The sequence below is a fragment of the Paenibacillus tengchongensis genome (assembly GCF_008973665.1).
GTDB lineage: Bacteria > Bacillota > Bacilli > Paenibacillales > Paenibacillaceae > Paenibacillus_AQ > Paenibacillus_AQ tengchongensis.
In genome coordinates, this window is sequence record NZ_WACP01000005.1 from 182,808 (window position 1) to 209,351 (window position 26,544).

Annotated in this window: 28 protein-coding genes and 1 tRNA gene; 11 read left to right on the forward strand and 18 right to left on the reverse strand. The window is 52.4% G+C overall.

The genetic code is table 11. The features are described 5' to 3' along the window. Nucleotides 1–180: 180 nt before the first annotated feature. The gene (locus F1381_RS10525) at nt 181–831 is read left to right on the forward strand and encodes a DUF1054 domain-containing protein (protein ID WP_151734803.1); all 651 of its coding nucleotides are present in this window, start codon (nt 181–183) and stop codon (nt 829–831) included. Between the two features lie 180 nt (nt 832–1,011). On the opposite strand, the gene F1381_RS10530 is transcribed toward F1381_RS10525, so the two are convergent. After that, on the reverse strand, nt 1,012–2,310 hold the full coding sequence (locus F1381_RS10530; protein WP_151734804.1) for an MFS transporter: 1,299 nt from the start codon (nt 2,308–2,310) through the stop codon (nt 1,012–1,014). Nucleotides 2,311–2,402: 92 nt separating this feature from the next. Between F1381_RS10530 and F1381_RS10535 the strand changes: the two genes are divergently transcribed. Continuing rightward, the gene (locus tag F1381_RS10535) at nt 2,403–3,878 is read left to right on the forward strand and encodes an aminotransferase class I/II-fold pyridoxal phosphate-dependent enzyme (RefSeq protein ID WP_151734805.1); all 1,476 of its coding nucleotides are present in this window, start codon (nt 2,403–2,405) and stop codon (nt 3,876–3,878) included. A 131-nt stretch (nt 3,879–4,009) separates the two neighbouring features. Here F1381_RS10535 and F1381_RS10540 read toward each other — a convergent pair whose 3' ends face one another. The 5 genes from F1381_RS10540 to F1381_RS10560 all read right to left on the reverse strand — a co-directional run bounded on the left by F1381_RS10540 (nt 4,010) and on the right by F1381_RS10560 (nt 6,273). Further along, a complete protein-coding gene (locus F1381_RS10540) occupies nt 4,010–4,330 on the reverse strand; it encodes a DUF1292 domain-containing protein (RefSeq protein WP_150268661.1) in 321 nt (106 codons plus the stop codon). A 93-nt stretch (nt 4,331–4,423) separates the two neighbouring features. Next, nucleotides 4,424–4,972: a stalk domain-containing protein gene (locus F1381_RS10545; protein ID WP_151734806.1), complete on the reverse strand. Its 549-nt coding sequence runs from the start codon at nt 4,970–4,972 to the stop codon at nt 4,424–4,426. 223 nt (nt 4,973–5,195) lie between these two features. Then, a complete protein-coding gene (locus F1381_RS10550) occupies nt 5,196–5,429 on the reverse strand; it encodes a DUF3892 domain-containing protein (protein ID WP_151734807.1) in 234 nt (77 codons plus the stop codon). An 85-nt stretch (nt 5,430–5,514) separates the two neighbouring features. Then, nucleotides 5,515–5,961 (reverse strand): GNAT family N-acetyltransferase, encoded by a 447-nt coding sequence (locus F1381_RS10555; protein WP_151734808.1) that lies wholly within the window; start codon nt 5,959–5,961, stop codon nt 5,515–5,517. A gap of 102 nt (nt 5,962–6,063) precedes the next feature. Further along, complete coding sequence (locus tag F1381_RS10560) at nt 6,064–6,273, reverse strand: hypothetical protein (protein ID WP_151734809.1); 210 nt, start codon at nt 6,271–6,273, stop codon at nt 6,064–6,066. Between the two features lie 480 nt (nt 6,274–6,753). On the opposite strand from F1381_RS10560, the gene metG reads away from it, so the two are divergent. After that, on the forward strand, nt 6,754–8,412 hold the full coding sequence (gene metG, locus F1381_RS10565; RefSeq protein WP_151734810.1) for a methionine--tRNA ligase: 1,659 nt from the start codon (nt 6,754–6,756) through the stop codon (nt 8,410–8,412). Between the two features lie 55 nt (nt 8,413–8,467). After that, the gene (locus F1381_RS10570; protein WP_151734811.1) at nt 8,468–9,223 is read left to right on the forward strand and encodes a hypothetical protein; all 756 of its coding nucleotides are present in this window, start codon (nt 8,468–8,470) and stop codon (nt 9,221–9,223) included. Nucleotides 9,224–9,400: 177 nt separating this feature from the next. Here F1381_RS10570 and F1381_RS10575 read toward each other — a convergent pair whose 3' ends face one another. Continuing rightward, nucleotides 9,401–9,901 (reverse strand): cupin domain-containing protein, encoded by a 501-nt coding sequence (locus F1381_RS10575; RefSeq protein WP_187355285.1) that lies wholly within the window; start codon nt 9,899–9,901, stop codon nt 9,401–9,403. Nucleotides 9,902–10,058: 157 nt separating this feature from the next. Here F1381_RS10575 and F1381_RS10580 point away from each other — a divergent pair. The 3 genes from F1381_RS10580 (at nt 10,059) to F1381_RS10590 (ending at nt 12,044) form a co-directional block, all read left to right on the forward strand. Then, nucleotides 10,059–10,130 (forward strand) — tRNA-Val (locus tag F1381_RS10580). Nucleotides 10,131–10,363: 233 nt separating this feature from the next. Continuing rightward, nucleotides 10,364–10,792 (forward strand): hypothetical protein, encoded by a 429-nt coding sequence (locus F1381_RS10585; RefSeq protein WP_151734813.1) that lies wholly within the window; start codon nt 10,364–10,366, stop codon nt 10,790–10,792. 928 nt (nt 10,793–11,720) lie between these two features. After that, nucleotides 11,721–12,044: a hypothetical protein gene (locus tag F1381_RS10590; protein ID WP_151734814.1), complete on the forward strand. Its 324-nt coding sequence runs from the start codon at nt 11,721–11,723 to the stop codon at nt 12,042–12,044. Nucleotides 12,045–12,163: 119 nt separating this feature from the next. Here the strand turns inward: F1381_RS10590 and F1381_RS10595 are convergent, their stop codons facing one another. Continuing rightward, nucleotides 12,164–12,919 (reverse strand): hypothetical protein, encoded by a 756-nt coding sequence (locus F1381_RS10595; RefSeq protein WP_151734815.1) that lies wholly within the window; start codon nt 12,917–12,919, stop codon nt 12,164–12,166. Nucleotides 12,920–13,146: 227 nt separating this feature from the next. On the opposite strand from F1381_RS10595, the gene F1381_RS10600 reads away from it, so the two are divergent. Further along, nucleotides 13,147–13,581 (forward strand): hypothetical protein, encoded by a 435-nt coding sequence (locus tag F1381_RS10600; protein WP_151734816.1) that lies wholly within the window; start codon nt 13,147–13,149, stop codon nt 13,579–13,581. 97 nt (nt 13,582–13,678) lie between these two features. Here F1381_RS10600 and F1381_RS28220 read toward each other — a convergent pair whose 3' ends face one another. From F1381_RS28220 to F1381_RS10640, 9 genes are all read right to left on the reverse strand, one after another. Next, on the reverse strand, nt 13,679–13,855 hold the full coding sequence (locus F1381_RS28220) for a hypothetical protein (protein WP_187355286.1): 177 nt from the start codon (nt 13,853–13,855) through the stop codon (nt 13,679–13,681). 102 nt (nt 13,856–13,957) lie between these two features. Next, the gene (locus F1381_RS10605) at nt 13,958–14,353 is read right to left on the reverse strand and encodes a LytTR family transcriptional regulator DNA-binding domain-containing protein (RefSeq protein WP_151734817.1); all 396 of its coding nucleotides are present in this window, start codon (nt 14,351–14,353) and stop codon (nt 13,958–13,960) included. A 17-nt stretch (nt 14,354–14,370) separates the two neighbouring features. Next, nucleotides 14,371–14,508 carry a cyclic lactone autoinducer peptide gene (locus F1381_RS10610; protein WP_151734818.1) on the reverse strand — a complete coding sequence of 46 codons (138 nt, stop codon included), beginning with the start codon at nt 14,506–14,508 and terminating at the stop codon, nt 14,371–14,373. A 4-nt stretch (nt 14,509–14,512) separates the two neighbouring features. After that, the gene (locus tag F1381_RS10615) at nt 14,513–15,034 is read right to left on the reverse strand and encodes an accessory gene regulator B family protein (protein WP_151734819.1); all 522 of its coding nucleotides are present in this window, start codon (nt 15,032–15,034) and stop codon (nt 14,513–14,515) included. Then, complete coding sequence (locus tag F1381_RS10620) at nt 15,027–15,584, reverse strand: hypothetical protein (RefSeq protein WP_187355287.1); 558 nt, start codon at nt 15,582–15,584, stop codon at nt 15,027–15,029. The genes F1381_RS10615 and F1381_RS10620 overlap by 8 nt, the downstream gene beginning before the upstream one ends. A 214-nt stretch (nt 15,585–15,798) precedes the next feature. Further along, a complete protein-coding gene (locus tag F1381_RS10625) occupies nt 15,799–17,409 on the reverse strand; it encodes an AraC family transcriptional regulator (protein ID WP_151734821.1) in 1,611 nt (536 codons plus the stop codon). 108 nt (nt 17,410–17,517) lie between these two features. Then, nucleotides 17,518–18,546: an ABC transporter substrate-binding protein gene (locus F1381_RS10630; RefSeq protein WP_151734822.1), complete on the reverse strand. Its 1,029-nt coding sequence runs from the start codon at nt 18,544–18,546 to the stop codon at nt 17,518–17,520. A gap of 156 nt (nt 18,547–18,702) precedes the next feature. Further along, on the reverse strand, nt 18,703–19,170 hold the full coding sequence (locus tag F1381_RS10635; protein ID WP_151734823.1) for a GNAT family N-acetyltransferase: 468 nt from the start codon (nt 19,168–19,170) through the stop codon (nt 18,703–18,705). Between the two features lie 4 nt (nt 19,171–19,174). Continuing rightward, nucleotides 19,175–19,630, reverse strand: coding sequence for an NUDIX hydrolase (locus F1381_RS10640; RefSeq protein ID WP_151734824.1), 456 nt, complete (start codon nt 19,628–19,630; stop codon nt 19,175–19,177). 221 nt (nt 19,631–19,851) lie between these two features. Between F1381_RS10640 and F1381_RS10645 the strand changes: the two genes are divergently transcribed. Together F1381_RS10645 and F1381_RS10650 are read left to right on the forward strand one after the other, a co-directional pair. Next, entirely contained in the window at nt 19,852–20,925 is a 1,074-nt protein-coding gene (locus tag F1381_RS10645) for a LacI family DNA-binding transcriptional regulator (protein WP_151734825.1), read from the forward strand. Nucleotides 20,926–21,002: 77 nt separating this feature from the next. Continuing rightward, nucleotides 21,003–23,438 carry a glycoside hydrolase family 94 protein gene (locus F1381_RS10650; protein WP_151734826.1) on the forward strand — a complete coding sequence of 812 codons (2,436 nt, stop codon included), beginning with the start codon at nt 21,003–21,005 and terminating at the stop codon, nt 23,436–23,438. An 83-nt stretch (nt 23,439–23,521) separates the two neighbouring features. Here the strand turns inward: F1381_RS10650 and F1381_RS10655 are convergent, their stop codons facing one another. Then, nucleotides 23,522–25,489 carry a glycoside hydrolase family 127 protein gene (locus F1381_RS10655; protein ID WP_151734827.1) on the reverse strand — a complete coding sequence of 656 codons (1,968 nt, stop codon included), beginning with the start codon at nt 25,487–25,489 and terminating at the stop codon, nt 23,522–23,524. A gap of 167 nt (nt 25,490–25,656) precedes the next feature. Here F1381_RS10655 and F1381_RS10660 point away from each other — a divergent pair, with 167 nt between their 5' ends. Further along, the gene (locus F1381_RS10660; protein WP_151734828.1) at nt 25,657–26,529 is read left to right on the forward strand and encodes a helix-turn-helix transcriptional regulator; all 873 of its coding nucleotides are present in this window, start codon (nt 25,657–25,659) and stop codon (nt 26,527–26,529) included. Nucleotides 26,530–26,544 lie beyond the last annotated feature (15 nt).

Consider the following 26,544-nt stretch of genomic DNA (forward strand, 5'->3'; position numbering starts at 1 on the left):
ACCTCCACCGCTTGCCGGGTAAAAACTTTGCGTTCTTCTTACTCCTATTTTATACTTCATTTTATGTAGCGGTAACTTGGTTTATTGACTATTTTTACCCGCTTCCTGCCGCTTCCAAACGCCCGGGCGGTTTTCAATGCATTTCAGCCAAACTATTTAATAGTATAAGGAGATTTAGCCATGACCTTCCAAGGATTTGACCCTAATGATTTTGCTGTTTTTGCCATTGACGGCCTTGAGCCGCGCATGGAGGCGCTGATTGCCCGCGTCCGTCCGAAGCTGGACGAGCTTGGCGACGAGCTCGTCCCTTACCTGTCCGCCTTGTGTGGAGAGGAGATGTATCCCCACGTTGCCAAGCATGCGCGCCGCACCGTTCACGCACCGAACGATACCTGGGTCGCCTGGGGACCGAACAAACGCGGCTACAAAGCGCTGCCGCATTTCCAGGTCGGCATGTTCCAGAGCCATCTGTTCATCGTCTTTGCCATCATCTATGAAAGCTCGAACAAAACCATCTTCGCTGAGGCTCTGAAAGGGCGGTATGAAGAGCTTCGCGGCACCCTGCCCGGCGATTACTTCTGGTCCACTGACCATCTGGACCCGCGCGGCATCCCCCAATCGGAGATGGATGCGGACAAGCTGGACGAGCTCGCACGCAAGCTGAAGGAAGTGAAGAAGGCCGAGGTTACCTGCGGCCTGCGCATCGACAGCGGCAACCCGCTGCTGCAGGACGGCGCCAGGCTGCTGGAAGTAATCGAAGGGACCTTCGAGACGCTGCTGCCGCTGTACCGGATGGGCTTCCCTTCTCCGCAAGGCACTCTCACAGAGTAATGCTGGCCCGCTGCTCCCCCGCGCACTTTTCGGAACCCCATGCAAGGGGTAGCATCTAAGACCGGGTCCGTTAGTGGAGAAACATTGTGAGGCGGCCCGCCGAAAATGCCCGGAAATCAAGAAACCCGCAGACCGCCGGATTCATCGGCGGCCTGCGGGTTTCTTCAAATTTGTGTGGTTTCAGCGCTGCAGCTCCCGGCCCAGCCTCAGCTTCGTCCGGCGGACGATCAGCAGATGCAGCCCGAAGAGCAGCAACATCACGCAAGCACTGGCCAGGAAGGGGGCGCTGTGGCCGGCCTCATCCCAGAGGCGGCCGGATATCACCGGGCCGGCAACCATACCGAAGCCCTGCAGGGTAAGAAACAGCCCCCAGACGGCGCCCCGTTCCTCCTTCGGTACCTGTTGCGCGACAAAAGCGTTCCAGGCCGGCAAAATCAGTGCATAACTGATGCCCACCAAGGCAACAGCTATAAAGGCCAGCGGCAGCCAGCGCACCGTGGAGAAAAAGGCCAGCGAGCAGGCTGCCAGCAGAAATCCGGCGCTGAGGAAGATGGAGGTCCCTATCCGGTCCACCAGACGCCCGGCCGGGATCAGGGCGGCAACGGTAATCCCGCCTCCGGCAATCAGCAGCAGGCTGTACTGGTTCGGCGTCACATGCAGCTCGGCATGGGCGAATAGCGTGACCACAGGCGTCATCAGCCCGATGGCAAAGGCCTGCAGGAACAATGCGGGAAATAGCAGGCGGCTGACCTTAATGGAGCTTCTGACACCCTTTAGCGTCCGCTGCAGGCTGCGAAGCGGATTTCGGGAAGCCCCTCCCGGCGCAGATGAAGCTTCACCGCCAGGTGTCCGTACGGCATGAGGTGCGCTGCTGCCGATCCGCGACGGCAGCAGCAGGGCAAGCACCGCAACGGCTGCGGCGCAGCCGACCAGGACAAAGAAGGAGCTCCGGTAGCTGTAGCCGCCATGGTCCATGAGGAAATTGACGGCAATCGGACCGATGCCCATTCCCGCCAGGGAAGCCATTTCAACCGCCCCCATCGCCGCCCCGCTGCCGCCGTTCGCCGTTGCTCCCGCCAGCTCGGAAATGCCGGTCATGGTCACCGGCCAGAGCGGGGATGTACCTATGCCGAGAATCAGGCAGGCAAATGTTAACGAAATAGCATCTTCAGCATAAATAATCATAGTGACAGCAGCGATGATCAGCAGCAGCGCGCCGGTCATCGTCCAGCGGTAGCCGATTTTGCCCATCAGTAAGCCGAACGGACTTCGGAACAGATTATCGCCTAGGTATTGCAGCGCAAAGGCCACGCCCACCGTCGTTACCGACAATCCAAGAATATTCTCCATGTAAACAGGCAAAAGTGCGACCAGCAGTGAGCCTTTGACGAACGTAACCAGAAAAATAATGACACACATTTTGACAATAAACGGCGAGGTTACACTGATATTTGACTGCTGCTGCTCATTCCGGGACATCTTTTATCACATCCTAGTATTCTGTCGTTTGATTTGTTATACTGATGCTTGCTTGAAAAATAACTATTCACGAAAGGTTGTGACAGCATTAAATGGATCAAAACTGCACCCCCCTCTTCACCGCGCTCAAGCAGCATGCCGCAGGTAACCCTGTGCAATTTCACATTCCCGGGCATAAGAAGGGGTTAGGAACCGATGCCGAATTCCGTGAGTTTATCGGCGATAACGCTCTATCCATAGATTTGATCAACATCGCGCCGCTTGACGATCTCCATCAGCCTACAGGTGTCATCAAGGAGTCTCAGCAGCTGGCCGCGAAGGCTTTCGGTGCCGACTATACGTTCTTCAGCGTACAGGGCACGAGCAATGCCATCATGACTATGATCCTCTCTGTCTGCTCGGAAGGAGATAAAATCATCGTGCCGCGCAACATTCACAAATCGGTGATGTCGGCGATCATTTTCTCCGGAGCCAAGCCTATATTTGTCTCTCCTGTACAGGACGAGAATCTTGGGATAGACCACGGCATTACCACCAGCTCGCTGGAGAAGGCGCTGAGGCGCCATCCGGATGCTAAGGGTGTACTGGTGATCAATCCGACGTATTTCGGCGTATGCGCCGACCTGCGCGCGATTGTAGATCTGGCCCATAGCTACGGAGTCCCGGTACTGGTGGACGAGGCACATGGTGTATTGATTCATTTTCACGAGGATCTTCCGGTTTCGGCGATGCAGGCCGGCGCGGATATGGCGGCAACCAGCGTTCACAAGCTGGGCGGCTCCATGACCCAAAGCTCGGTGCTCAATGTCAACGCAAAGACCGGTCTGGTTAACCCGCAGCGGGTTCAGACGATGCTCAGTATGCTGACCACAACATCCACATCATATATTCTGCTGGCGTCACTTGACACCTCCAGACGCAATCTGGCCTTGAACGGCCATGAAATGGCGGAGCGGACCATCGCCCTGTCCAATTATGCACGCGAGGCGATCAACAACATCGACGGCCTGTACAGCTTCGGCAAAGAAATTCTCGGCACCGAGGCCACCTTTAACCTGGACCCGACCAAGCTGAACATTCATGTCCGGCATCTGGGTATTACCGGCTACGAAACCGAGAACTGGCTGCGTCAAAAGTATAACATCGAAGTTGAACTCAGCGATATGTATAACATTCTTTGCCTGATTACGCCGGGAGATACCCGCGAATCCGTAGATAAGCTGATTAACGCCCTGCGGGTGCTGTCGGCCATTCACTACAGCAAAGGCGAAATTTACGAGTTGAAGGTGCAGGTTCCGGAAATTCCGCAGCTGGCCCTTACTCCGCGCGACGCATTCTATGCCGACACGCAGGTGGTTCCGTTCCGTGAGTCCGCCGGCTATATCATTGCGGAATTCATCTACGTCTACCCGCCGGGGATTCCGATTCTGCTCCCCGGAGAAGTTATTACCCAGGATAACATCGATTATATCAGAGACCATGTGGAGATCGGTCTGCCCGTGAAAGGTCCAGAGGACCGCAGCATCGATTTTATCAAGGTTGTAGTGGAAGCAGAGCCTATTTACTGATTCATCCGTTTCATCTAAAGCTAAGCGCGTTTGTGTCCAAACGGCTTGGCTTTTTTTGATCCCGAAAGTCTGCACAACAAAACGGCCCCGTACTTCGCCTAAGCAAAGCAGGGGCCGCTCCATACTGAAATCTATTCCTGCTGGGCAAGCAGCTCGTTGTAAGCTTCTTCTACAGCCTTCCATTCAGCTTCATCTTCGATATTGTACAGCACCATTTCTTCGTCTTCTTCTTCCATGCGCAGAATGATGCCGTCTGCTTCAGGGTTGTCCCGTTCCAGCAGCAGGGCGTACAATTTCTCGCCTACATCGAACGTTTCCACCAGCACCATTTCTACATCTTCGCCCTGCTCGTTCGTCAAGGTCAGCACAAACTCCTCGTGCTCATGGTCGTGATCATGTCCGCAGCCGCATGCATCATGGTCATGTCCATGCTCATGTTTGTGATCGCTCATTGAAATACCTCGCTTTAAAGTGAATTATCCTACATTTGGTATGGTAACACGTAAGACAAGGCAGGTCAATTTACGTCTGGTGCGGACAGCTTGTTACAGCGCGGTGATTACCTTCTCTGACACAAGTACATAATCCGAATTCTTTGTGGCCTTGATATAGAATCCGACCCGGTATTTCCCCGTATCCTTGAAATCGTAGGTAAATTCTGACGTGGAGAACCAGAAGTCCTCCTTCTTGGAGCTGCCGAGTTCCTGGGATTGGATGTCCTTCACATTGCCGGATGGATCCGCAATCGCGATCTTCACAGCTGCAACCTCATCATTCAGACTGTCTACTTGGGCCAGCACCTTAATCTTCAGCTTGCCGACATTCACATTGCCAAAAACATTATCGCCTTTGAATAGAACCATGTGCACATTGGGCTTCGTAATCGTCACTTTGCCGGAACCGTCCCAGCTGACGATCCCCCCCGCTTCCCGGGCCGGAATATATGTCTTACCATCAATCACATACCCGCCGTCGGCGATTTCCTTCCCGTTGCTCCATACCCTGATTTTTTGACTGACTGCATCCGCGAACATAAAAGAGCTTCCCATCAGGGAAAATGCTACTACACACAGAGCAACTTTTCTCCACCGCATACCGTTGACCCTCCAGATAATTCATGCTGTTAATATATACTGCCGATCTCCGAACAAGTTGCGCTGACTGCCGGCATAAATTTCATTTTGGTTACGAAAAGGCTACTATAATTTCACCTTGCGGCCAACCTGTTAGTTATAGCAGGAAAAATAGCCGCCAGCGTATCAAAAAAAACCGGACAACAGCGTAAGGTACGCCTGTCCGGCTCTGGGCCATTCAAGATTAAAATGTCGGCAGCTGTGAGAGATTGTTGCTCGGGTCACCGTCGGCATCGCTGCGGATATACATTTCTCCGTCTTTGCCTTTAAAAACGTTCACTCCGGCAATTATACCCGACTTAACCTCCTCCAGTGCCTGCTGATAGTCCAGCACGCGTCCGCCGGAGGTCTGAAACCGTTCAAGGTCTCCGTCGCCATTGCGCTGCACGGCTGTAAACCGTTCCCGCTCATCGTTCATCGCTGGTTCCGCTCCTTCACTCGGGGTTTGGCCGTCTAACGGCCAAATGTTAGTGTGTCCCCGAGTAAAAAGGATATGTAACCGGCTACGACAGCGCCTTCTCCATCCGGACATGCAGGATGCCTGCGTCATAGAAAGGTTCGCTGGATATGACATCATAGCCCAGCTTCGCGTAGAAGTCCTCGGCCTGGCACTGGGCGTCCAGAATCGATGAGGCAAGCCCCAGCTCGCGGGCCAGTTCTTCCATCGCCAGCAGCAGAATGCGGCCATAGCCCTTGCTGCGGTATGCCTTCAGTACAGCTATCCGCTGCATCTTGGCAGTTCCTGCTTTATAATAGATCAGCCTGCCCGTGGCGACAGCCTGCCCTTCATCGAGAATCAGAATATGATGCGCATTGGCGCCTACAACGTCATACTCGTCGATTTCTTCTTCCGCCGGCACCTTCTGTTCTTCAACAAATACTTCCTTGCGGATCTTCAGCGCCTGTCCAAGCTGCTCCTCTGAAGTTACATGTACAATTTCTGCGGCCATAGTCTCCGGACTCCTCTCTGTCTGCCATCTATGCGATAGTTGACCTATTATACAGAAAAAAAACTGCTCTGTATAGGGCGTCTAAGCCGCCCGGAGCCTGCGCTATTCCGCCGAATAGACCTCCGCCGGAATGGAGCGGTCATATACGTCACGCATAACCGGGGCCAAATCCCCCTCCGAACCGCCAGGCCAGCTCTGCATCGGCCGCACGCGGTAAGCTTCGATTTCTTCCGGCGTCATATCCCGCTCCGTGCATCCCGCTGTGGCCAGCAGCAGCATGCCGGCAATTCCGGCAGCCCACTTGCTGCGCATCGTCATCCCTCCTGTTTCAACTGATTCTGTCCATACTCCAACAGCTTTGACGGTTTACGCAGAGGATAACCATGTGCACTGAAACTGTTTCCGGAAGTGCATAAATTCCGCTTGACTAGTTCCTGTTTATTCCAGTAAGATACCTGTAACTAATAACCCGAAATGCTATGAAGAGAAAGAGTACCTTGGCCAATCTTACACAGAGAGCTCCGGCAGCTGAGAAGGAGCAAAGAGAATCCACGGGAATATGGTCTCCGAGCCGCGCACCGAACCCTTATTGGGCCGTAGGCTGCGCCGGAACGCACCCGTTATCGTGCTAGGGTATAACCGGATTCTCCGGCGTACCTGAAGAGGTCCAGGCCGCAAGGCATGGATGAAGTTGGGTGGTAACACGCGGGCTGAAGGCTCTCGTCCCTTAGGGGACGGGGGCCTTTTTGGTTTGCAGCTTAATATTTATCCATTTCGAGGAGGAGAACAAGTATGGCTAACATTTTTATCGGCGGAGCCTGGCCTTATGCCAACGGCTCCCTGCATCTGGGGCGGGTGGCCAGTATCCTGCCTGGCGACATTCTCGCCCGTTATCACCGGGCCAAGGGGGACCGGGTGCTGTACGTATCCGGGAGCGACTGCCATGGGACTCCCGTCGCCGTACAGGCCGCCAATGAAGGCGTTGCGCCCGGCGACTTCGCCGGACGTTATCACCGCGAATTCAAGGATAATTTCACCCGCCTGGGCTTCACCTTTGATCTGTACACCCGGACTGATCAGCCGCAGCATCATTCTGCCGTGCGGGAGCTGTTCCTGCAGTTGCTGGACAACGGGCACCTGTACGAGCGAACGGTACTGCAGTGTTATTGCGAACAGGACCGCCGTTTTCTGCCGGACCGCTATGTGGAAGGAATCTGTCCGGTCTGCGGTGCCCAGGCCCGCGGCGATCAATGCGATGCCTGTTCTGCGCTGCTTGACCCGTCCGATCTGCTTGAGCGCACCTGTAAGCTATGCGGCAGAGAGCCGGCGCTGCGCCCGGCGAAGCATCTGTATTTCGCGTTGTCCGGCTTTCAGGAACGACTGACGGATTATGTGGATGGTGCGTACGGCTGGCGGGAGAATGCCTTGCAGTTAACCCGCCGCTATCTGGAAGAAGGGCTGCAGGACCGGGCGGCAACCCGTGACCTGGATTGGGGCGTTGCCGTGCCGGCTCCGGGCTTTGAAGACAAAATTATCTACGTCTGGATTGAAGCCGTCAGCGGCTATTTATCGGCCAGCAAGGAGTGGGCGGCCTTGACCGGCGGATGCTGGGAGGATTTCTGGCTGGACCCGGGCGCGCCGCAGGAACATGCGGATGAAATCACCGCCTATTATGTGCATGGCAAAGACAATGTGCCGTTCCACAGTCTGATCTGGCCGGGCATTCTGCTGGGCGCTGGCGGATTGCATCTTCCCGACCGGCTGCTGTCTTGTGAATACATGACACTGGAAGGCCGCAAATTCTCCACCAGCCGCAACTGGGCGGTATGGCTGCCGGACATTCTCAGCCGTTATCAGCCGGACTCCATCCGTTATTTCCTCATTGCCAACGGACCTGAGAAACGGGACACCGATTTCTCCTGGCGTGAGTTCATCCACAGTCATAACGGGGAGCTGCTGGGCGCATTCGGCAATTTTGTGAACCGTACACTGGTGTTCATCCACAAAGCCTATGAAGAGTCCGTGCCGGATGGTATGCTTGAAGCAGAATGGAGCGAATCCATCACGGCTCTGTACACGGAGACGGGCCGGAGAATTGAAGCCGGGCGCTTCAAAGAGGCGCTGGATTACGTCTTTAACTATATCCGCAAGAGCAATAAATATTTCGATGAGCGCAAGCCCTGGCTGCAAATCAAGGAAGACCGCGCGGCTTGCGGCAATACCTTGTATAACTGTGTGCAGATCATCGCCAATCTTGCCCAGCTGCTAAATCCCTTTATTCCGTTCTCCTGTGCGGATATCCGCTCATTCCTTGCCCTTGGCGAACCGGTATGGCATCCCGTTTCCGTCCCTGCCGGAGTCTATGTCGGAGAGCCTAAACGGCTGTTTGAGCGTATCGACCCGCAGCAGATTGCAGAAGAGACGGATAGACTGCAGGAGCAGATCATATAAACGATCTCTAATGCTGTATTGAAAAGCTACTATTGAAAGGAAGGTGAGCGCAGCCATGGATTTGCTTCCCGTACCGCAGGCAGCCAGCCGTATCATCGAAGCAGCCGCGAAGATCTATATTAAGCATGCGGCTGATCATTTTGCGGGGCTGATCGTCCACGGCTCTGCCCTGAAAGGCGGGATCATTCCTGGCTGCAGCGACATCGATTTCAAGCTTTATCTGCAGGATGAGATCTTCAACAAGGACGGCATGCTCCCGCTTGAAATGGTTCTGGCCCTGCAGCGTGACCTTGCAGGCATCAGCATTGAACCGTTCGGTTACATTCAATGCGATTCGCTGAGCGTGCTTCAGCCCAAGCTTCGTGTCGGCCCGGTCCCCGGCGCGTACCGGCTGCTTGCCGGCAGGCTGCCTGTCGCCGAAGCGACAAACGAGCAGCTGCACCGGCAAGCACATGAAGCACTCGGCAGCGTCGCCGCTGTCCCGAAATATCTTAACACCCTGCTGGATCACGGAAGAGAACGGCTGACCCGGATCATCCGTCTTTTATGTACAGAAATATCACCGCTTATGTATCATGCAGTGACGGTGATGCATGCAGACGCCTTGCAAATCTGGCGCCTGCCGAAACAGGAGGTTATCGAATTACTGCCGAACAAGGAGATCAAGCAGCACGCCGTCTATTTTTACGAAGAGGCCTTGCGTTACTATCCAAGCCAAACCTCTACAGACAGTGCCTTGGAGATGATTCGTCATGGTGTTTCTTTCTTGGAGAGTCTGAAATCCTGGGCCGGAAAAATACAGCGCCGCTAAGCCCGTCCTATAGCTTTCGGGGCCTGCGGCACTCCGCTCTAAGCTCTTATTTTTTGCCCGTCATGACTTCTTGCCGCTTCTCCGCCATAAACCCGGCCACCCGGGACAGCAGCACCGGATAAATCAAAGGGTAGGTTAGCGTGTCAGCCGGATTTATAAGTTTGCACTTCCATTCCCTTATTCCTCCTCTAACAGCCGTCTCCAAATCTCTGCCGTCTCTGTTTCGCCTAAATAATAATCGACCCTGCCCTCCGCCTGGTATACCTCTTCATAGGGCAAAATGTTAATTTTACCGGAGTCGGGATACTCGGCAACATCAAGCCCGTTGTTCGTCCGCAAGTCCAGGTAGGTGCAAGGCAGCTCCGTATGGTTGAACAACTGATGCGCTCCGCCCGGCCCCGTCTCAAAGAAAACCGTATCGCCCGCCTTCACCTCCTGGAGCCCCTCCGGTGTCCGCAGCAAGGCTTTCCCGGATAGGATAACAAACATCTCTTCGGCATTACGGTGAAAATGGTAAGGATACGAATACTTCCCCGGGTCCAGCGAACGGATGTGGAAGATCAGATGCTGCGATCCGTACAACTCCGACAGCTTCTCTGTCGTGTGCCAGGAAAACTCGGGAACTGGCGATTGTCTCACTTTAAAAGATACATTCTCTTCATTAAAGATCACCGGCATTATACTACACTCCCCCATCAACCTGCAGATTGATTCCAGAATAAATGTAATGGTTGTTTATGGAAATGATATTTCTCCCTTAAGAACCAGTCCGCTAGATGATGAAAAAAAGTGCTTGCCATGATCTAAACTTCTGTGATATTATATTTTTTGTTGCAGGACGGTAGCTCAGCGGGAGAGCACTATCTTGACAGGGTAGGGGTCATGGGTTCGAACCCCATCCGTCCTATACAGTAACACCCCGAAAACCCCCTTATTTTATAAGGGGGTTTTCTTTTTTCTGCGCTTCTTTAAATCCAACTTACAACTCTGATCAATATAGTTTGGGGACGGAAATCTTTCGCATTAAAAAAGACCGCATCTGCCGGATATTCAAATTGTACTCATCTACTAATGAAATAAACCACTCTCTTTTTAAAAAACACTCATAGTATGTGTTATAAATAGGAAAGGTGGTAGGAAATGACGACAATTATTAATTATGGCTCAACAGTAATTTCCCCCATTCCGCCTGGGGGCGGAGGTTTACCCATTATCGGAGGAGCAGAGCTGGCTACTACATCTGTTTACATTGATCCAGCTAACCCGGCCTCTTACTCTAATAGAGTAGAAATAAAAGGGAGCATTGGACTATTTGTCGTAACTGGAGGAATTAACGCTTCGCCTCAAATTAAAGTTCGAATTTTGAGAGCCGGGACAGAAATATACAGCGCAATATTTCTTTTGAAAGTACTTTCTGATACTCAGGTTCTCAATGTTTTGACGGTGGACGGTGCGCCGCTTGGTGTCCAGAATTATCAGCTTGCTGTAGAAAACATTGATCCAACCCGTAATTCCTCATTTGTGGTAACGGGTCCCATTGTGTTCACTGCCGTAGCTTATGGAGGATAATTTAAGCAAAAAATACAGCAGCGGTCAAAGAATTCATTTTTATTCTATGACTGCTGCTTTTCAGCGACACAGCTCTCAATTTTACTGGATATTATTTTAAGCCACATTTAAAAGTGAATTTTATATTTTGTGACCATAGAACACCTTTAAACCTCTATCGTACACATTCTTATATAAGTCAGGGCTTTGCAATGTATCATTCTCAAAATTACATATTGATTTTTTAAAGGCACGGACCAAATCATGGATATCAAGCGCAACTACCTGCCCAGAAAGTATTTTCTCGCGCAATCCTGGCATGTCTTTAAAAACTTCACTATCCCAGTAATAAAAGAATTCCAGTGCAGTTCCCTCTCTTGAGAGTTTTGATGTACTACCGAGAGCATGGAGCACTGAGCAGCGCGCCGCATATAAGGAAATTTTATTAAGATTCGAAAATCAATAACAGCCGCATTGCGTTTAAAGTTGTTAAAGATGTGTTCCAATCCTGTTCTCACCAACCATCACTCCCAACGTTGCACATATCCATTTCTTCTCATCTCAATTTGTACAAACTAACCTCATACTCCTTAAAAACATCATTGATAATGAAGTGGACAATATCCCAATCCCCATTAGCCAATCCACAGCCAATCATCCAGGGAAGAGCAACTGATCTATTTTGTTCTTTTGCTGACTCCTTTAATTCAATTAGTGCATTTCTTAAAGCATCATAATCCGTATATCGGACTTTTTGTCTGCCATAATTCAATTGGCCGAATAAATTGGCCGTGTATTTATCGTCTGTTCTTACAATTTGACATCTCCCCGCAATATATTCTTGTGTTTTATTATCATCATTATTTCACCCCTGATCTGCCCTGCAATTGTTTACACCTTCCATATTATGTAATATAATAGGAATATCCCATATGAAAGGATGTTATCGATGAAAAAGAAATTCCTTGTCTGTGCTTTGTCTGTATTTGCTGTTTTTTCTGTAGCTTCTTCTGCATTAGCCGCATCATCTTACAGTCCATCACCTGTTACTACAGACTCTATATCTCCACAGGCACGGCAAACTTTAACTCTGCGCGTTGGCGAATACTATGCCTTTAATAATAGTATTGTTACAGTAGTTTACAATGCCGATAACATAATACATGTTAAATCTCCAGTTGTTACAGGAATGAAGCCAGGTCAGGCTGTAATTAACGTATCTTATAATGGAGTCTCTACACAATATGATGTATTTGTGAAAAGCAACATTTAATATTGAATAACTTCTTATCCGTTTCTATCGTTTTCCACCCTCATTGCATAGTTCAAATTTTGACAAAAGCCAACCCCCGGGTTGGCTTTATCCGTTACCTCATACTTCACTGCCTCATTTCACCGTGACGCCCCAATTTTGTCCTCCAAGAACCGCCCGAACTCCGGAGAAACCACAGTGTACTTCTGCTGGCTCCGTTTGTTCTCGATCTCAATATAAAGATTTCTGCGATCAACTTGCATTTGGATGGACAAATGCTTACTTGATAACAAGTCTATGCTAATCTCAGCAGCCAGCTCGTGCTCCACATCGGCCACCTCTGTCATACTGCTTTCCGGAACTGAGTTGAACATTGAAACGACCTGCTCCGCCTCCTGATTATTTAACTCAACATACCAGTCCGCTCCGCCTGCCGTTTTGCCGTAAATCCACATTCCTGCTCTGGTAATCTCATCAGCTGCAATAGGCTCCCGCTTAGCAGCCGGCTCATACATCCACCGGTTCATCAGGCTGCCTGACCCCAGAAACCCCGCCAGCCCCAGAATAACCACAGCGGACATCATTCCGATAGACAACCGGCTTAATTCCATATAACCGTACACCGTACAGACGAGACTTGTCACCAGTGAAGGGATCACCAGGAAGCCAAACCACCCGGTTTTGACCGAGTAATCAAGCATAGTCTCCAGGGACAGCTCCATCGTCGGACTTAGAAAAGAGGCATACAACAGCGGGCCGATGACACTTATAACCATCCACAGGGGTACCAGCATCCAGTACAACCGGAGATGCTTGTGGAGCTGAATGAACCGGAACAGCCAGGTAATCAGTAGCGGATATAATATAGAAACTGCCAGCACCAGTGCAATGCCCACGGGAACACTCCTTTATCCGGGATTAATAACTTGCATTAATACAGAACCCTTCTTTCTTCTGGATTAACACACTCAATTCACGCCTAATTTAGTAAATTAGGTGAACTTTATCTCGCTTCTTCTGCTTTACTCTCTCTTTCTGATTGTAATATATTTACACATTATACACGAGATAGTATAGTGGATACGAAGCGGATGTTACCGCTTACAATCCAGGAGGTGTAAGGATGATGATTAAAAAAGGTATTGCTATGGTTCTCGCCTTGCTGTTCACCTTTGGCATCGCTACCTCTGCTTCTGCGGCTTCACAAACGTTCACGATTCCGCGTCTCGATTACTTTCTGCAGCATGGTATGAACAGCGGGGATTCCTCGTCCTTTGTGTACACCAATACAACCGGTGTTACAAGCACTGCTATCTTCCGCATTACCAACGTCAACCCTACCGACAATGGCACGGATCAGGTCAAGAACAAGCTGCAAGGCACTTATTCGATGCGATATGCAAATGGGACTAGCGTCTCGCTTGGTACGATCAGCGGTTCCACCCTCTCTGGCGGACTGTACAATTATCTCGCTCCTGGTGCTTCGCTGGTTGTCGATTTGAAGCCGGCCAGCGGCGTTAGCCAGGTCTCCTTTAAAATCACCTTTTCCAAACAATAAAGCGTTCTGACACGAAACAGCCCGAACTTGCCGCTCTGGCAGATTCGGGCTGCTGCATGAATTCAGTTAGTGCCTGGGCGACGCCGGGCGCCGGTTCTTAAAAGGCCTTTTCCAGAAAAGAACCAACTGCGTATCCAAGATCATACGAGTTAACCACCAAAGACTCCATAGCCTGTACAATAAAAGTAACCGCATGGACAACAAGGGTTGCGGTATATATAAAGATGAGCGGCCGTAGCGCCAACAGCAGCTTCTTCAGATTCTCTTTGAACATGTTAAGTTGCTCCTTATGTGCATGTTAAGAAGACCTTACCATCATCAGGCAAAAAAAGAACCCTGCCGGTTATGACAGGATTACCCGATAAATGATATTGAATTACCACAGAGGGAGTTCAATGAACTTGGTGGGCGTATTAATGGATTTGATGGTCTTGCTGACCTGTCTGTAGCCCTTCTCCGACAGAAAGCATTTCGGCTGGACGCCGGCGGCATTCTCTCCGAAATAGGCAACATTGAACGTCTTGTCGATCTGCACAATATTCGATACATGAATTAATGTATTGCGGTCAGCAAGCACAAAGTTATGTCCGGAGCCTGATAAAGCGGTCAGCCAATACTTCAGCGTCCCAACGGTATAGTACAGCTCGTCCCGTGTTTGTACAAGGATGCGGTACATGGACCCTTCAAACTCCATATAATTGATATCGGCAATATCCAGCGTGAATAACCCTGTAGTTCCTTCCGGGTCTTTACTGACAGATATGCTGCTCATGTTAACCAACTCCAGTATTATTTAAGCAATTCCTCTGGAACTTCCGGCTGATGTACGTAGAGTACACTGGCAGAAGCTGAAACCACAAGCACAGCCACCCCGGACAACAAGGTTGCCAGTCCGCTGACAGCCTTACGGTGAATAAGCTTCAACATCGGTTCATCCCTCCTTCCTGACCAAGAGCAGGCTAATGGATTGTGCCAGAAAACTGGCGGCAACAACTGGCGAACCCAGGACAAAATTCAGGGCAACCAGTATGGCGGCAGCCAGCTTTAGTTTGGGGTAATGCCGCTTGGGAATGCGTGTCTGCCGCTCAATATTCGCCGGTGCAAGCAGTAAAACGAGCAGCAGACTAATCCCATTCATCATCAGCACTAAAGCCTGGCCCGCGTGCACCAGAGACAGAAGCGTAAATAAAGACGTTGTAAACAAAACACAGGCCATACCGGACTTTAGGTGCAGCCCGCCGGAGAGCTGGCGCAGCAGCGCAAATGAAATCAAAATTTGAACAGCTTCGGGCGTCTTCCCGGTCCATACCGTTATAGCTAACGTAAGCAGTATAATCAGGAGCGCATTCAAAAGTACAGAGATTGCGAACTGAAGCACCGCCTGCGAGGCAGGATGCTCCGGAACCGTCTGTTTAATTTTGGACGCCAGCTTTCCCGCCAGGACTTCAAGCATCTTCTTTTTCCTTCTTTGTCGCATAATAGAGCATAAATGAGGACATGGCCAGGAAGAATACGGCATTAAGCCATATATCCTTGAAATAGAGCAGGATGGATATTCCCAGCAGGAAGCCGATTATCAATACCGCCAGCACAATATCCTCCAGCCGAAACCTCAGCTTGTCCATGTCAAAGGTGAAGCCTTTGCCTTTACGGTAAGCATACCAGAATACAGAATACACAACAATTCCGGATAGAGTCTGCAATAAATACCCTTTCACTGCGCTGGTTTCGATGGCTGAAAGTGAACCGAACACCACAAAAAGGATAAGCGTCTGGATGACGGCAAAAATGACATACCCGGAAATCGTAGCGATTACGGAAAGTAATATCGGCATCCTCACTACCGCTGCAAAAAATAAGATGAAGATGATGATCAGAATCAGCGGGGCTACATTGGCCATATCGAGCTCATTGCGGAGCAGATAGCTTTGCAGATTGTTAAGCAGAATGACAAATAGAGCATGCCAGGCATATCTCTGCCACTTGAATCTGAATAAACACATAATTAAATAGTAGATTGAGAAGGTCTCAATGGTAGAAAAAAACATGAATCCTACCGGTTCCCACGACAACACACAACACCGCCTGCTATTATTCTTGTTGTAAACGTGCAATTATTATACAACTTTTGGCCTAGTCAAGTATACATAAAATACAGTTAAACGCATAAAACAAGTCCCGGATTGGGACATATATTGTCCTATGTATATCCGTCACCTACGCCAGCACCTGGAGCACATCGCTTATCTTCCGCCGGTGGGCGAGGACACCGTAGTTCATCCAGGCCATAAAATCCACCTCATATACGGTGCCGCTCCGGACGGCGGGCAGAGCTTGCCAGAGCTCGGTCTCGAGCAGCTCCCGCCCCTCTCCCTCCAGCCTGTCAAAGGTAATAAACAAATGGTCGGCATGCAGTTGGGATAATTCCTCTGCTGACAGGGCAACCCGCTTCTGGCCTGACGTCAGCCTGCGGACGAGCGGATGCGGAGTCAGCCCAAGATCCTGATGCAGCACCGGGGCCGTATATCCAAGCCGTTCACAGCCGTAAAGGGCGATGCCGCCGGCGGATATCCGCAGGAAAGCCACGGTCTGCTGCCGTACAGAACGGCTAAGCTGCCCCTTGGCCAGCCGGGCTTCATGCTCATACTCCGCAATCACCTCCCGGACGCGCTCCGGCCGGCCGAAGACTGCCGCCGCCGATCGAAGGGTGGCCCGCCAATCTTCCTGATAGTGCGGAAGCTTGAACAGAGGGGCTACAGTGCTGCATTCCTCCAGATGCCAGCGCCGGAACCCGTCGTCCAGCATAATCAGCTCAGGGGAATACCGGGCCAGCTCCTGCCAATCGCCACTCGAAATATCAATGGTCGGCACTTGCCGGAGCTGGAGATAGTCCTGCTTCCCCCAGTCAGGATGGCAATACTGTGCCACCGGTATGATGCCGAGCGCCAGCAGGTAATCCTCCAGGAAGGGCGCAAAGACCCTGGTGCCTGTCTGATGAATACTCCGGTATTGTCCCGGTGTGACACCGACCATTCCTTTAAAGCGCCGGTTAAAATAGTATTCGTTGCTGTATCCGACAGACAGCGCAATCTCATGCAGCCGGTCCCCGGTCAGCAGCAGCTGCTGCTGTGCCCTTTCAATGCGCATACGGTTCAGAAACTCCAAAGGGTTCTGCCCGGTAACTTCTTTGAACAGCTGAGAATAACGGGTTCGTCCGATTCCCGCGACCTCAGCAAGCAGTTCAACGCTAATCGTCTCGGGATAATGCTCCTGCATATAGAGAATAGAATGCTGGACCGCCTTCCGCTCATCAATGACCGGCACAGCGGTAGGGTTGGCGCGCATCAGCAGGAGCAGCAGCTCCTGAAAACGGACTTGGCCGGCAAACCGTTCGACCGGCTCTCTGCCTTGACGGTTCTGGACGACCTCTTCCAGCATCAGCAGGCACTGCGAGACCGGACGGCAGCAGACCGGTCCCGGCCGGAGCAGTTCCTCCTGAGGCGCTATATCCGGCCAGTCTCCGCTCTGCATAAAGTCGCTGCGGACTGCCGTAAATTCGAGTCGGTACAGTACAAGCCCAACGGTGCCCCCCTGTATACGGTATCTCATCCCCGGCTCGAACAGCCAGCCGTTTCCCCTGTCGAGGGCGCACCGCTCCTGTTCCGTCTGAGCCCAGCCTTGCCCCTCCATAGGAATGAGCAGCGTAAATCCGGCAGAACCCGCCAATTGAATCCGTTCACCCGGCGGGCATGATAAGGCTTCAACCTCCTTCAAGCTATAGTATGGCGCATCTGTAAGAGAAACGCCGTTTCCGGCAGACTCGATCATCTTCCCGCCTCCCAATTGAGAATCATTTTCATTAGTTATAGTGTAAAACAAAATGGAAGGCCCATCAACCATATGATGGGCCTTCCATTTTGCCTTTTAACGCTATATTCACTTAGCCATTGCTTCCAGTAGATCGTCCAGCTTCATCGAGTTGGCTGTAATTGCCCCGGATTGCCAGTGGGAGCGCTCCATCCGGTATACATGCCCGTTCTTCACGGCCGGCAGGCTCTGCCATAGCGGGTCATCCAGAATACGGATCGCTTCCTGGTTCTCCGCGGTCTCCCAAGCGCCATTGTCCGGGAAAATAATGATCCGGTCCGCTTCCAGCTCGGGAATCAGCTCCTCCGAAATGACCTGCTGATATTCAGTCATCTCAGCAGCCATAGGCACAGGGGTCAAGCCAAATTGATCATAGATTACACCGGTATAGCGGTTCTTGACACCGAAGAGTGCAAAGGATTTATCCGCTACATTGAGCCGGATCACAGCTACCTTCTCCTGGCCAACCGCCTCCTGCAGCTTGGCTTTGCCTTCTTCTACCTTTTGATCGTAATCAGCCAGTACCGATTCAGCCTTCTCAGGAATACCAAGCGCATCAGCTATCGCCGTAAGGACCTGGCGCGAGTCCTGAAGCACGCTATCGGGCAGACGGTAGGTCGGGGCAACCTTCGCATATTGCTCATATTTCTCCGCATCGACTCCACCGTCCACGATAATCAGATCCGGGTCCGCAGCAATGAGCGCCTCCATGCTTCCGGATATATCGAACTCAGGAACATCGAGGCCCAAATAATCCTGCTTACCCCAGCTGGGATGATACCACTGCACTACGGGTGTCACTTCAAGCGCCTTCAAATAGTCTTCCACATAGATACCTGCAATCCGCTGCGGATGGGCAGGAATTTCCACTTCGCCGAATTCACCGGTAACAGTGCGCATTGCTCCCTCAGCTGGAGGGTCTTCATTCGTTCCTTCTGCGGCGCCGTTACCGCTGCCCGTTGTCTGCTGCGCCGCATTCTCTGTCTGCGCGGCATCCGCTTCGCTTGCCGTATTCCCGTCGGTCCCGCAGGCTGCCAGTGCAGCCATTGCCAGCAGCAGTACTGCTGCTATCATCCATTGACGACCCCGTTTAAACATGTTGCCTTCACTCCTATGCATCATTGTAATTGATTATCATTCTCAATAATCAGCTATGAACATAGTACCATGCCTGCCCGATCTTTCAATGCACTTTCTTCGCGAGAATTCTTATACAAACTTTTATATTTAAATTAAAAAAAACAGGCAGCAAGGCTATTGGCCCTGCAGCCTGTATTCAAATTCCACCTCATGCTTCACCGGTATCCCATCGTACCCGAGCAGCGGAATCGATGGCTTCAGCACGCGGGCTTCCGTAATTGCATTCCGGTGGACAGCCACCATATCGAAGCCCCGCTTCTGGTAGAAACGGATCGCCCTGCTATTGTCATTGGAGGTGATAAGCCACACTCTGGAGCAATGGCAGCGGGCGGCTTCCTCCAGTACCAGCCGGATCAGGCTGCTGCCAAGACCCAGATTCTCGGCACGGCTGTCGAGCGAGACGACCTCACATTCCGCTCCTTCTATATTATAATAAATAGCCGCCTGCACACTGCTATGGAGCACCGCGCAGTATCCTGGCAGAGCGGTCAGCAGATGCTTCCGGCCCCGGGAAACGATCAGCGTGCCTGAAAGGCACAGCGCAGCATCCCGTGTGTCCTGGTCTATATTTTGAAACAGCATAGGTTCAGTCCCCCGCTATCTTGAAGTTGAATTCTTTCATTTTGCTCTTTATGTACGGATTTATAGGATCAGGCAGATGCTCTGGACCAAAGAATCCGGCTTCCAGCACTTCACGGCCATCCGCGACCGGCTCTCCGGTAAATGCTGTGGAAACGTAGCAAATGACCACGTTATAGTATTCGTGCCCGTTGCGCAGCTTTACATGCAGCTCCTCGCCGGAATACACGCCGTAAAGCTTGAGATTCCTGACCGTGATACCTGTTTCCTCGGCCAGCTCGCGGATCACGCATGCTTCTGCCGATTCGCCCAACTCCATCAGCCCGCCCGGTATTCCCCACTGTCCGTCTGAATGTTTTACCAGCAGCACTTCGCCTTTATCATTGAATAACAGTACACTTGGCCTCACCAGAATGAGCGGAGCATCGCCGACAGCTTTACGCAACGTTTCAATATACCCCACGAATCAGCTCTCCCTTCATATTACAACCTGGTTCACATTGTAGCGTACATTTTGTACAGTAAAAAGAGAAAAAACAGCGCGCCCATTGCCTATTTTCGTCCGTTCCAAAGGTTAGCAGCAGCTTGGTGCTAAGATGGTCTCTCAGCCAAATTCTAATTGCTTTCTGAGAATTTTTATTTTACAATAGGCTCATAAACGCGCGTTTATGAAAGGGGGCCCTTATGCGCAGCGAAGATATCGCCAGACTGGCCGGGGTGTCCCGCAGCACGGTATCCCGTGTGATCAATAACTATCCGAACGTTCCGGAAGAGACCCGTACGAAGGTGCTTAAAGTGATTGAACAGCACCAGTACGAGCCCAACAGCTTCGCCCGGGCGCTGGCCGGCAAGAAGACCGATACCATCGGCCTGTTTGCGGTCAGCATGAACGAGAAGGAGAATGCGACTCGGATCTATCAGAACAATTACTTCGCCCCGTTCGTCGACGCCGTCGTAGATACGGCCAACGCCCGCGGCTGTTATGTGCTGATTCATACCGTTTATTCTCCCGACGATTTCCCGAAGGTGAAGCAGGCCTTCCTGCAGAAACGCATCGACGGCGGCATTATTGTCGGCACCCAGAAGGATATCGACATCGTCCGCGAAATGGTCGGTCTCGATGCGCCGCTGGTGCTGATCGATTATGACATCGCAGAGATTATGGCCGAGCATCTGGACCGCAACCATCTGGCCATTGTCAACTCGAAGGACTATGACGGTACGGTCGAGGCCATCGAGTATCTGATTGGCTTGGGGCACCAAGAGATCGGGATGATCTGCGGACGGATGAACACTTACTCCGGCAGGGAACGCTATACGGCATATGAAGATACGCTGAAGCGGCACCATTTGCCTCTGAACGAACGCTATATCCTGAAGGGCGAATTCCTTAAGGAAGCGGCTTACGAAGAGGTCAAACGGCTGCTCTCTTCCGGCGAACGACTGCCGACCGCCTTCTTCTCGGCCAACGACGACATGGCTATTTCGGCCATGGAAGCGTTCTCCGAGCATGGGGTGTCGGTACCGGAGGATATCTCCATCGCCGGTTTCGACGATGTGCAGCTCGCCTCGCGCATTCACCCGAAGCTGACTTCCGTACGCCTGCCGATTTACGAAATGTCCAAGGCCGCCGTGGAGAAAGTGATCGAGCTGTGCGACTCACGCCAGCCGACCTTCAGCACCATCAGTTTTCCGGCCCGGCTTATTGAGCGGGATTCCTGCCGGCCGCCGAGGCCGCAGGACAGCAAGCCCGAATAAGCAATCCCCCAGGCCCCGGGGGAATTTTGCTAAACACTATAAACGCGCGTTCACAATTGAAAGGAGACTTTTCTCTTATGAAATTCGGACATTTTGACGACGTTCGCAAAGAGTACGTTATCAACACGCCAAAAACACCTTATCCGTGGATCAACTACCTTGGCAACGAGCAATTTTTCGGCCTTATTTCCAATACTGCCGGCGGTTATACCTTCTACCGGGACGCCCGGATGAGAAGATTGACCCGTTACCGGTATAACAATATTCCGCTGGACACAGGCGGACGCTACTACTATCTGTATGACAACGGCGATTTCTGGACTCCGGGCTGGATGCCGGTTAAGCGTGATCTCGATTTCTATGAATGCCGTCATGGCCTCGGCTACACTTCCATTACCGGTGAACGGAACGGAATCTCTGTGAACCAGCTGGCATTTGTTCCTATGGGCCACAACGCCGAAGTACACCGCCTGGTGGTCAAGAACACCGGAGACGTGAAGAAATCCGTGAAGCTGTTCTCTTTTGCCGAGTTCTGTCTGTGGAACGCACAAGATGATATGACCAACTTCCAGCGCAATCTCAGCATCGGCGAGGTTGAAGTGAAGGAGTCCGTTATCTATCACAAAACAGAATACCGCGAGCGCAGAAACCACTACGCTTTCTACTCTGTAAACAAGCCGCTTGACGGCTTCGATACCGACCGCGAATCCTTCGTAGGTATGTACAACGGTCTGGATAACCCGCAGGTCGTCGCTTCCGGCGAAGCAAGTAACTCTGTGGCCAGCGGCTGGTCGCCAATCGGTTCCCATGCCCTGAACATTACACTGGAACCGGGCGAAGAACAGAGCTTCATCTTCGTTCTCGGCTATATCGAGAATCCGGAAGAAGAGAAATGGGAAGCCCTGAACGTCATCAACAAAAAGCCGGCACTGGCTGTTATCGAACAGTTCGCAACTGACGAGCAAGTTGACGCTGCACTGGCTGTCCTGGCTGCACACTGGGATAACCTGCTGTCCAAATACCAGATCCAGAGCGGTGACGACAAGCTGAACCGGATGGTTAACATCTGGAACCCGTATCAGTGTATGGTTACGTTCAACATGTCCCGTTCCGCTTCTTACTTCGAATCCGGAATCGGCCGCGGTATGGGCTTCCGCGATTCCAACCAAGACCTTCTCGGTTTCGTACACCAGATTCCTGAGCGTGCCAGAGAGCGTATTCTCGATATTGCCGCTACCCAGTTCGAAGACGGCAGCGCATATCACCAGTACCAGCCGCTCACCAAAAAAGGCAACAACGAAGTCGGCACAGGCTTCAATGATGATCCGCTCTGGCTGATCCTTGGTACCGCTGCTTACATTAAGGAAACCGGAGACACTTCGATCCTTGACGAGCAGGTTCCGTTCGACAGCAATCCGGACAATACTGCAACCCTGTTCGAGCATCTGAAGCGTTCCTTTGAGCATGTCACCAACAATCTGGGACCTCACGGCCTGCCGCTGATCGGCCGCGCGGACTGGAATGACTGCCTCAACCTGAACTGCTTCTCCACCGTGCCGGGTGAATCATTCCAGACGACTGAGAATATCGCAGGTGGCACAGCAGAATCCGTGTTCATCGCTGGTTTGTTCGTCTTCGTTGGACCGGACTATGCCGAAATCTGCCGCATGCGCGGGCTGGATGATGTAGCTGCAGACGCTGTTGCGAAGATCGACAACATGCGTGAAATTACACTGACCCATGGCTTCGACGGAGACTGGTTCCTGCGTGCTTACGACCACTATGGCGACAAGATCGGCAGTAACGAAAACGAAGAAGGCAAAATCTTCATCGAACCGCAGGGCATCTGCGTTATGGCCGGCATCGGTGTAGAAGGCGGAGAAGCCGCCAAGGCGCTGACTTCTGTTCAGGAGCATCTGGATACGGATTACGGTATCGTATTGCAGCAGCCTGCCTACTCCAAGTACTACCTGAACCTGGGCGAAATCTCAACGTACCCTCCGGGTTACAAAGAGAATGCCGGCATTTTCTGCCACAACAACCCATGGATCATGATCGCCGAAACCGTTCTGGGCCATGGCGACAGAGCCTTTGAAGTCTACTCGAAGATCGCTCCGGCTTACCTGGAGGACATCAGCGAAGTGCACCGCATGGAGCCTTACGTCTACTCCCAGATGATCGCCGGTAAAGACGCCGTACGTCACGGTGAAGCGAAGAACTCCTGGCTGACCGGCACTGCGGCTTGGAACTATGTAGCCATTACGCAAGCCATCCTGGGGATCCAGGCAGATTTCCGCGGCCTCAAGGTTGATCCTTGTATCCCTGCCGCATGGGACGGCTTCGAGATCACCCGCGTCTTCCGCGGCGACATTTATGTCATCCAGATCAAGAACCCGAACCATGTCTCCAAGGGTGTGGCCAGCCTGACCCTCGACGGCGCTGCCGTAGAAGGCAATGTCATCGCTCCGGTAGGCGACGGCGGCGTGCATCAGGTTGTCGTTGAACTCGGTTAATCCGCTTGAATAAAAAGCAACCCGGAAGTCCGCTGCGGCGGTTCTTCCGGGTTGCTTTTCTTATATTCACACTCTACTTGGGATTAAGCCCGGCCTTCCTTCACCCAAACGGCCATTTCACCGGCGCCGCGGTTGCCCCACAGGTAGTATGGAATGGCCGTAATCTTAACAGGCTGCGCCTGCGGCTTCTTGCGGCTGTATAGCCCGCCTTCCCAGCTGTGAGGATCAGTGCAGAGGCCGGAGCCCTCCAGGACTACGGTACCTCCCAGCAGGCCTTCATCGAAGCGGTCTGTGAAACCGCCGTTCTCTGCCAGACTAATGGAGCTCAGCGGCGCCCCGTTGTCTGCCTCCTCCAGGCAATAGACCAGCGGACCGCGCTGAATCGCTGTCTTCTGCGCATCCTCGCGCAGATTCGGGTGTGCATAGATGCGCTGAGCCTGCATCGGGATGACTACTTCGACCACATCGCCGGGCTGCCAGGTTCTGCGGATGACCAGATAGCCCTGCCCGGCACTCACTTCATCCCTTAGCGGCTGCCCGTTAACCAGCAGCTGTATACCGTCGCTCCAGGAAGGAACGCGCAGGGCAACGCCGAATTCCGCAGCCCGCTCCGGATTCACCCGTAGGGTTACTTTGCCTGCCCAAGGGAAGCTGCTGTGCTGCTCGATGGCTACATCCGTCCCGCTCAGCGTTGCTTGCAGCTCACTGCCAATATAGAGGTTGGTATAGAGCGTATCCCCATGGATGGTATAGATATACTCGTCCAGCGAGGTTAACAGGCGAGCCACATTCGGCGGACAACAGGCGCAGCCGAACCAGCCCTGGCGCTCTGCCTTCACATGATGTTTGCCCGGATCATGAGTGCAGGCCTGCGGCCAGACTTCCAGCGGGTTGACGTAGAAATAATGCTTGCCGTCCTGAGCCATAGAACCAAGCACATTGTTAAATAGCGCCCGCTCCATTACATCGGCATACCTCCCTTCAGGCGCCAGCTCCAGCATCCGCCGGGCGAAGAAAATCAGACCGATCGATGCGCAGGTCTCCGCATAGACCGTATCGTTCGGGAGATCATAGTCGAAGGTGAAGGCTTCGCCATGGTGGGTGGAGCCGATCCCTCCTGTAATATACATCTGCTTCTCCGTCATGTTGTTCCACAGACGCTCGCAGGCCTCTTGTAAGGCTGTATCCCCGGTTAATGCCGCCAGGTCAGCCATCGCCGTATACATATAGACAGCGCGCACCGAATGGCCGACGGCGACCTCTTGCTCGCGGACCGGTACATGCGCCTGGTTGTACGCCGGGTCCATATGCTCTGTCCGTCCGGTCCAATGGGTGACTTGGCCCCGCTGTTTCCATTCTTCCACCAGGAAATTCGGTTTCTGGCCGCGCTGATTGATAAAGAATGCACCCAGCTTTAAGTATCTATCCTCACCTGTCAACTTATAGAGCTTGAACAGCGCCAGCTCGATTTCCTGATGTCCGTCATATCCCTTCAGCTTGCCTTCCTCCGGACCGAACACAGTATCAATATAATCGACCATCCGGCGCATAATGTTCAGCAGCTTGTCCTTCCCCGTTGCCTCGTAATAAGCCACTGCAGCTTCAATAAAATGTCCGGCACAGTACAATTCATGGCAATCGGTCAGGTTGGTCCAGCGTTTGCCCGGCTCTTTAATCGTGAAATACGTATTCAGATATCCGTCCGGCTGCTGCGCTTCCCCGACCAGGTCAATCACTTCGTCCGCCCGCTGCTCCAGGCCGGCATCCGGCTTAAGCTTAAGCGAATAGGCCACAGCCTCCAGCCATTTGGCGACGTCGCTGTCCTGGAAGACCATACCGCCGAATTGCCCCTTTTTTCTGCCGGCAGCGATTTCAAAATTGGCAATCGCATAGCTTGGCGCAGCTTCCGGTACCCGGTCATGCAGCGCCTCATATTGATAGGGAATGACTACATCCTGCACCAGCTTAATATAGCTCCCCCAGAATTCGTCGCGGATAGCGGCCGTGTGCTTGCCGCCTGCGGCCGAAGTTTGTGCTCCCTTAATGCTCATTGTGTATACATCCTCTCTGACTGTATTGATTTCACCCTGTCTATTTGCAATTATAGAAGCTACAATAAGTAAAAAACAGATGGTTCTGCAACCCGATTTTTGTATTATTTCACACTGCTGAAGGACCGGCTGAATTGCTGTATCCCGCTGCCTGAAAGGAGCCGACTATGGCCCAAAATCCTACCTATATCCACTTTGCCGTTCCACCGTTCCCTTACTTTCTGGAGGCCGGACGGACGGTATACGAGCCGGGGGAACAGCATCCGAGCCGCAGCCGGCTCGGTATCTTTGACCTTCTGCTCGTTGAAGAGGGCTGTCTGTTCATCGGCGAGGATGAGCAGAGCTGGGCGGCTTCGGCCGGCAGTACGCTGCTGCTGCTGCCGGACCGGCATCATTACCCGGTCAAGCCCTGCGAAGCAACCACCTCCTTCATCTGGATTCACTTCCAGACGGTCGGCGAGTGGGGACAATCGTCCGGCGGGCCCGTGTATGCCGAGCGGGAACGCCACCTGCGCAGCTTCCATACCTATCCCTATACCATCCGCATGCCGCAGTATGGCCTGCTGCCTGGTCTGCTTGCGGGCAGTGGCCAGGCACGGCAGCTTACCGAGCTCAGCCGGGAGCTGCGCTCCAGCGCGGTCTGGCGGCAGCAGCGTCTCTTCGAGGAGATGCTGCAGATGCTGGATCTGGCCCGCCAGGACGAGAGCAGCAACCATGCTGCAGAAATCGCCGAGCGGACTGAAGCCTATATCCGCGAGCATTACGCAGACCCGCTCACGAACCTTGTTCTGGCGGAGGAGTTGCATTTTCACTACAACTACCTGGCCCGCTGTATGAAGCGCGTCTACGGCTTGACGCCGATGGAATATTTGACGGATTACCGCCTGGAGCAGGCCAAGCTGCTGCTGCTTAAGACAGAGCTTCCCGTGGCTGCGGTGGCTGAACGTACCGGCTTTGAGAGCATAGCGTATTTCTCGCGCCGTTTCACACACAAGGTCGGGCTTTCTCCGCTGCGGTTCCGCAAGCGGTATTTACGGTAGAAGGCGAACTACCTT

Excerpts from the sequence above, each read along its gene's own strand:
- F1381_RS10525 (WP_151734803.1), top strand. The coding sequence starts at position 181 with ATGACCTTCCAAGGATTTGACCCTAATGATTTTGCTGTTTTTGCCATT.
- F1381_RS10530 (WP_151734804.1), bottom strand. The coding sequence starts at position 2,310 with ATGTCCCGGAATGAGCAGCAGCAGTCAAATATCAGTGTAACCTCGCCG.
- F1381_RS10535 (WP_151734805.1), top strand. The coding sequence starts at position 2,403 with ATGGATCAAAACTGCACCCCCCTCTTCACCGCGCTCAAGCAGCATGCC.
- F1381_RS10540 (WP_150268661.1), bottom strand. The coding sequence starts at position 4,330 with ATGAGCGATCACAAACATGAGCATGGACATGACCATGATGCATGCGGC.
- F1381_RS10545 (WP_151734806.1), bottom strand. The coding sequence starts at position 4,972 with ATGCGGTGGAGAAAAGTTGCTCTGTGTGTAGTAGCATTTTCCCTGATG.
- F1381_RS10550 (WP_151734807.1), bottom strand. The coding sequence starts at position 5,429 with ATGAACGATGAGCGGGAACGGTTTACAGCCGTGCAGCGCAATGGCGAC.
- F1381_RS10555 (WP_151734808.1), bottom strand. The coding sequence starts at position 5,961 with ATGGCCGCAGAAATTGTACATGTAACTTCAGAGGAGCAGCTTGGACAG.
- F1381_RS10560 (WP_151734809.1), bottom strand. The coding sequence starts at position 6,273 with ATGCGCAGCAAGTGGGCTGCCGGAATTGCCGGCATGCTGCTGCTGGCC.
- metG (WP_151734810.1), top strand. The coding sequence starts at position 6,754 with ATGGCTAACATTTTTATCGGCGGAGCCTGGCCTTATGCCAACGGCTCC.
- F1381_RS10570 (WP_151734811.1), top strand. The coding sequence starts at position 8,468 with ATGGATTTGCTTCCCGTACCGCAGGCAGCCAGCCGTATCATCGAAGCA.
- F1381_RS10575 (WP_187355285.1), bottom strand. The coding sequence starts at position 9,901 with ATGCCGGTGATCTTTAATGAAGAGAATGTATCTTTTAAAGTGAGACAA.
- F1381_RS10585 (WP_151734813.1), top strand. The coding sequence starts at position 10,364 with ATGACGACAATTATTAATTATGGCTCAACAGTAATTTCCCCCATTCCG.
- F1381_RS10590 (WP_151734814.1), top strand. The coding sequence starts at position 11,721 with ATGAAAAAGAAATTCCTTGTCTGTGCTTTGTCTGTATTTGCTGTTTTT.
- F1381_RS10600 (WP_151734816.1), top strand. The coding sequence starts at position 13,147 with ATGATGATTAAAAAAGGTATTGCTATGGTTCTCGCCTTGCTGTTCACC.
- F1381_RS28220 (WP_187355286.1), bottom strand. The coding sequence starts at position 13,855 with ATGTTCAAAGAGAATCTGAAGAAGCTGCTGTTGGCGCTACGGCCGCTC.
- F1381_RS10605 (WP_151734817.1), bottom strand. The coding sequence starts at position 14,353 with ATGAGCAGCATATCTGTCAGTAAAGACCCGGAAGGAACTACAGGGTTA.
- F1381_RS10610 (WP_151734818.1), bottom strand. The coding sequence starts at position 14,508 with ATGTTGAAGCTTATTCACCGTAAGGCTGTCAGCGGACTGGCAACCTTG.
- F1381_RS10615 (WP_151734819.1), bottom strand. The coding sequence starts at position 15,034 with ATGCTTGAAGTCCTGGCGGGAAAGCTGGCGTCCAAAATTAAACAGACG.
- F1381_RS10620 (WP_187355287.1), bottom strand. The coding sequence starts at position 15,584 with ATGTGTTTATTCAGATTCAAGTGGCAGAGATATGCCTGGCATGCTCTA.
- F1381_RS10625 (WP_151734821.1), bottom strand. The coding sequence starts at position 17,409 with ATGATCGAGTCTGCCGGAAACGGCGTTTCTCTTACAGATGCGCCATAC.
- F1381_RS10630 (WP_151734822.1), bottom strand. The coding sequence starts at position 18,546 with ATGTTTAAACGGGGTCGTCAATGGATGATAGCAGCAGTACTGCTGCTG.
- F1381_RS10635 (WP_151734823.1), bottom strand. The coding sequence starts at position 19,170 with ATGCTGTTTCAAAATATAGACCAGGACACACGGGATGCTGCGCTGTGC.
- F1381_RS10645 (WP_151734825.1), top strand. The coding sequence starts at position 19,852 with ATGCGCAGCGAAGATATCGCCAGACTGGCCGGGGTGTCCCGCAGCACG.
- F1381_RS10650 (WP_151734826.1), top strand. The coding sequence starts at position 21,003 with ATGAAATTCGGACATTTTGACGACGTTCGCAAAGAGTACGTTATCAAC.
- F1381_RS10655 (WP_151734827.1), bottom strand. The coding sequence starts at position 25,489 with ATGAGCATTAAGGGAGCACAAACTTCGGCCGCAGGCGGCAAGCACACG.
- F1381_RS10660 (WP_151734828.1), top strand. The coding sequence starts at position 25,657 with ATGGCCCAAAATCCTACCTATATCCACTTTGCCGTTCCACCGTTCCCT.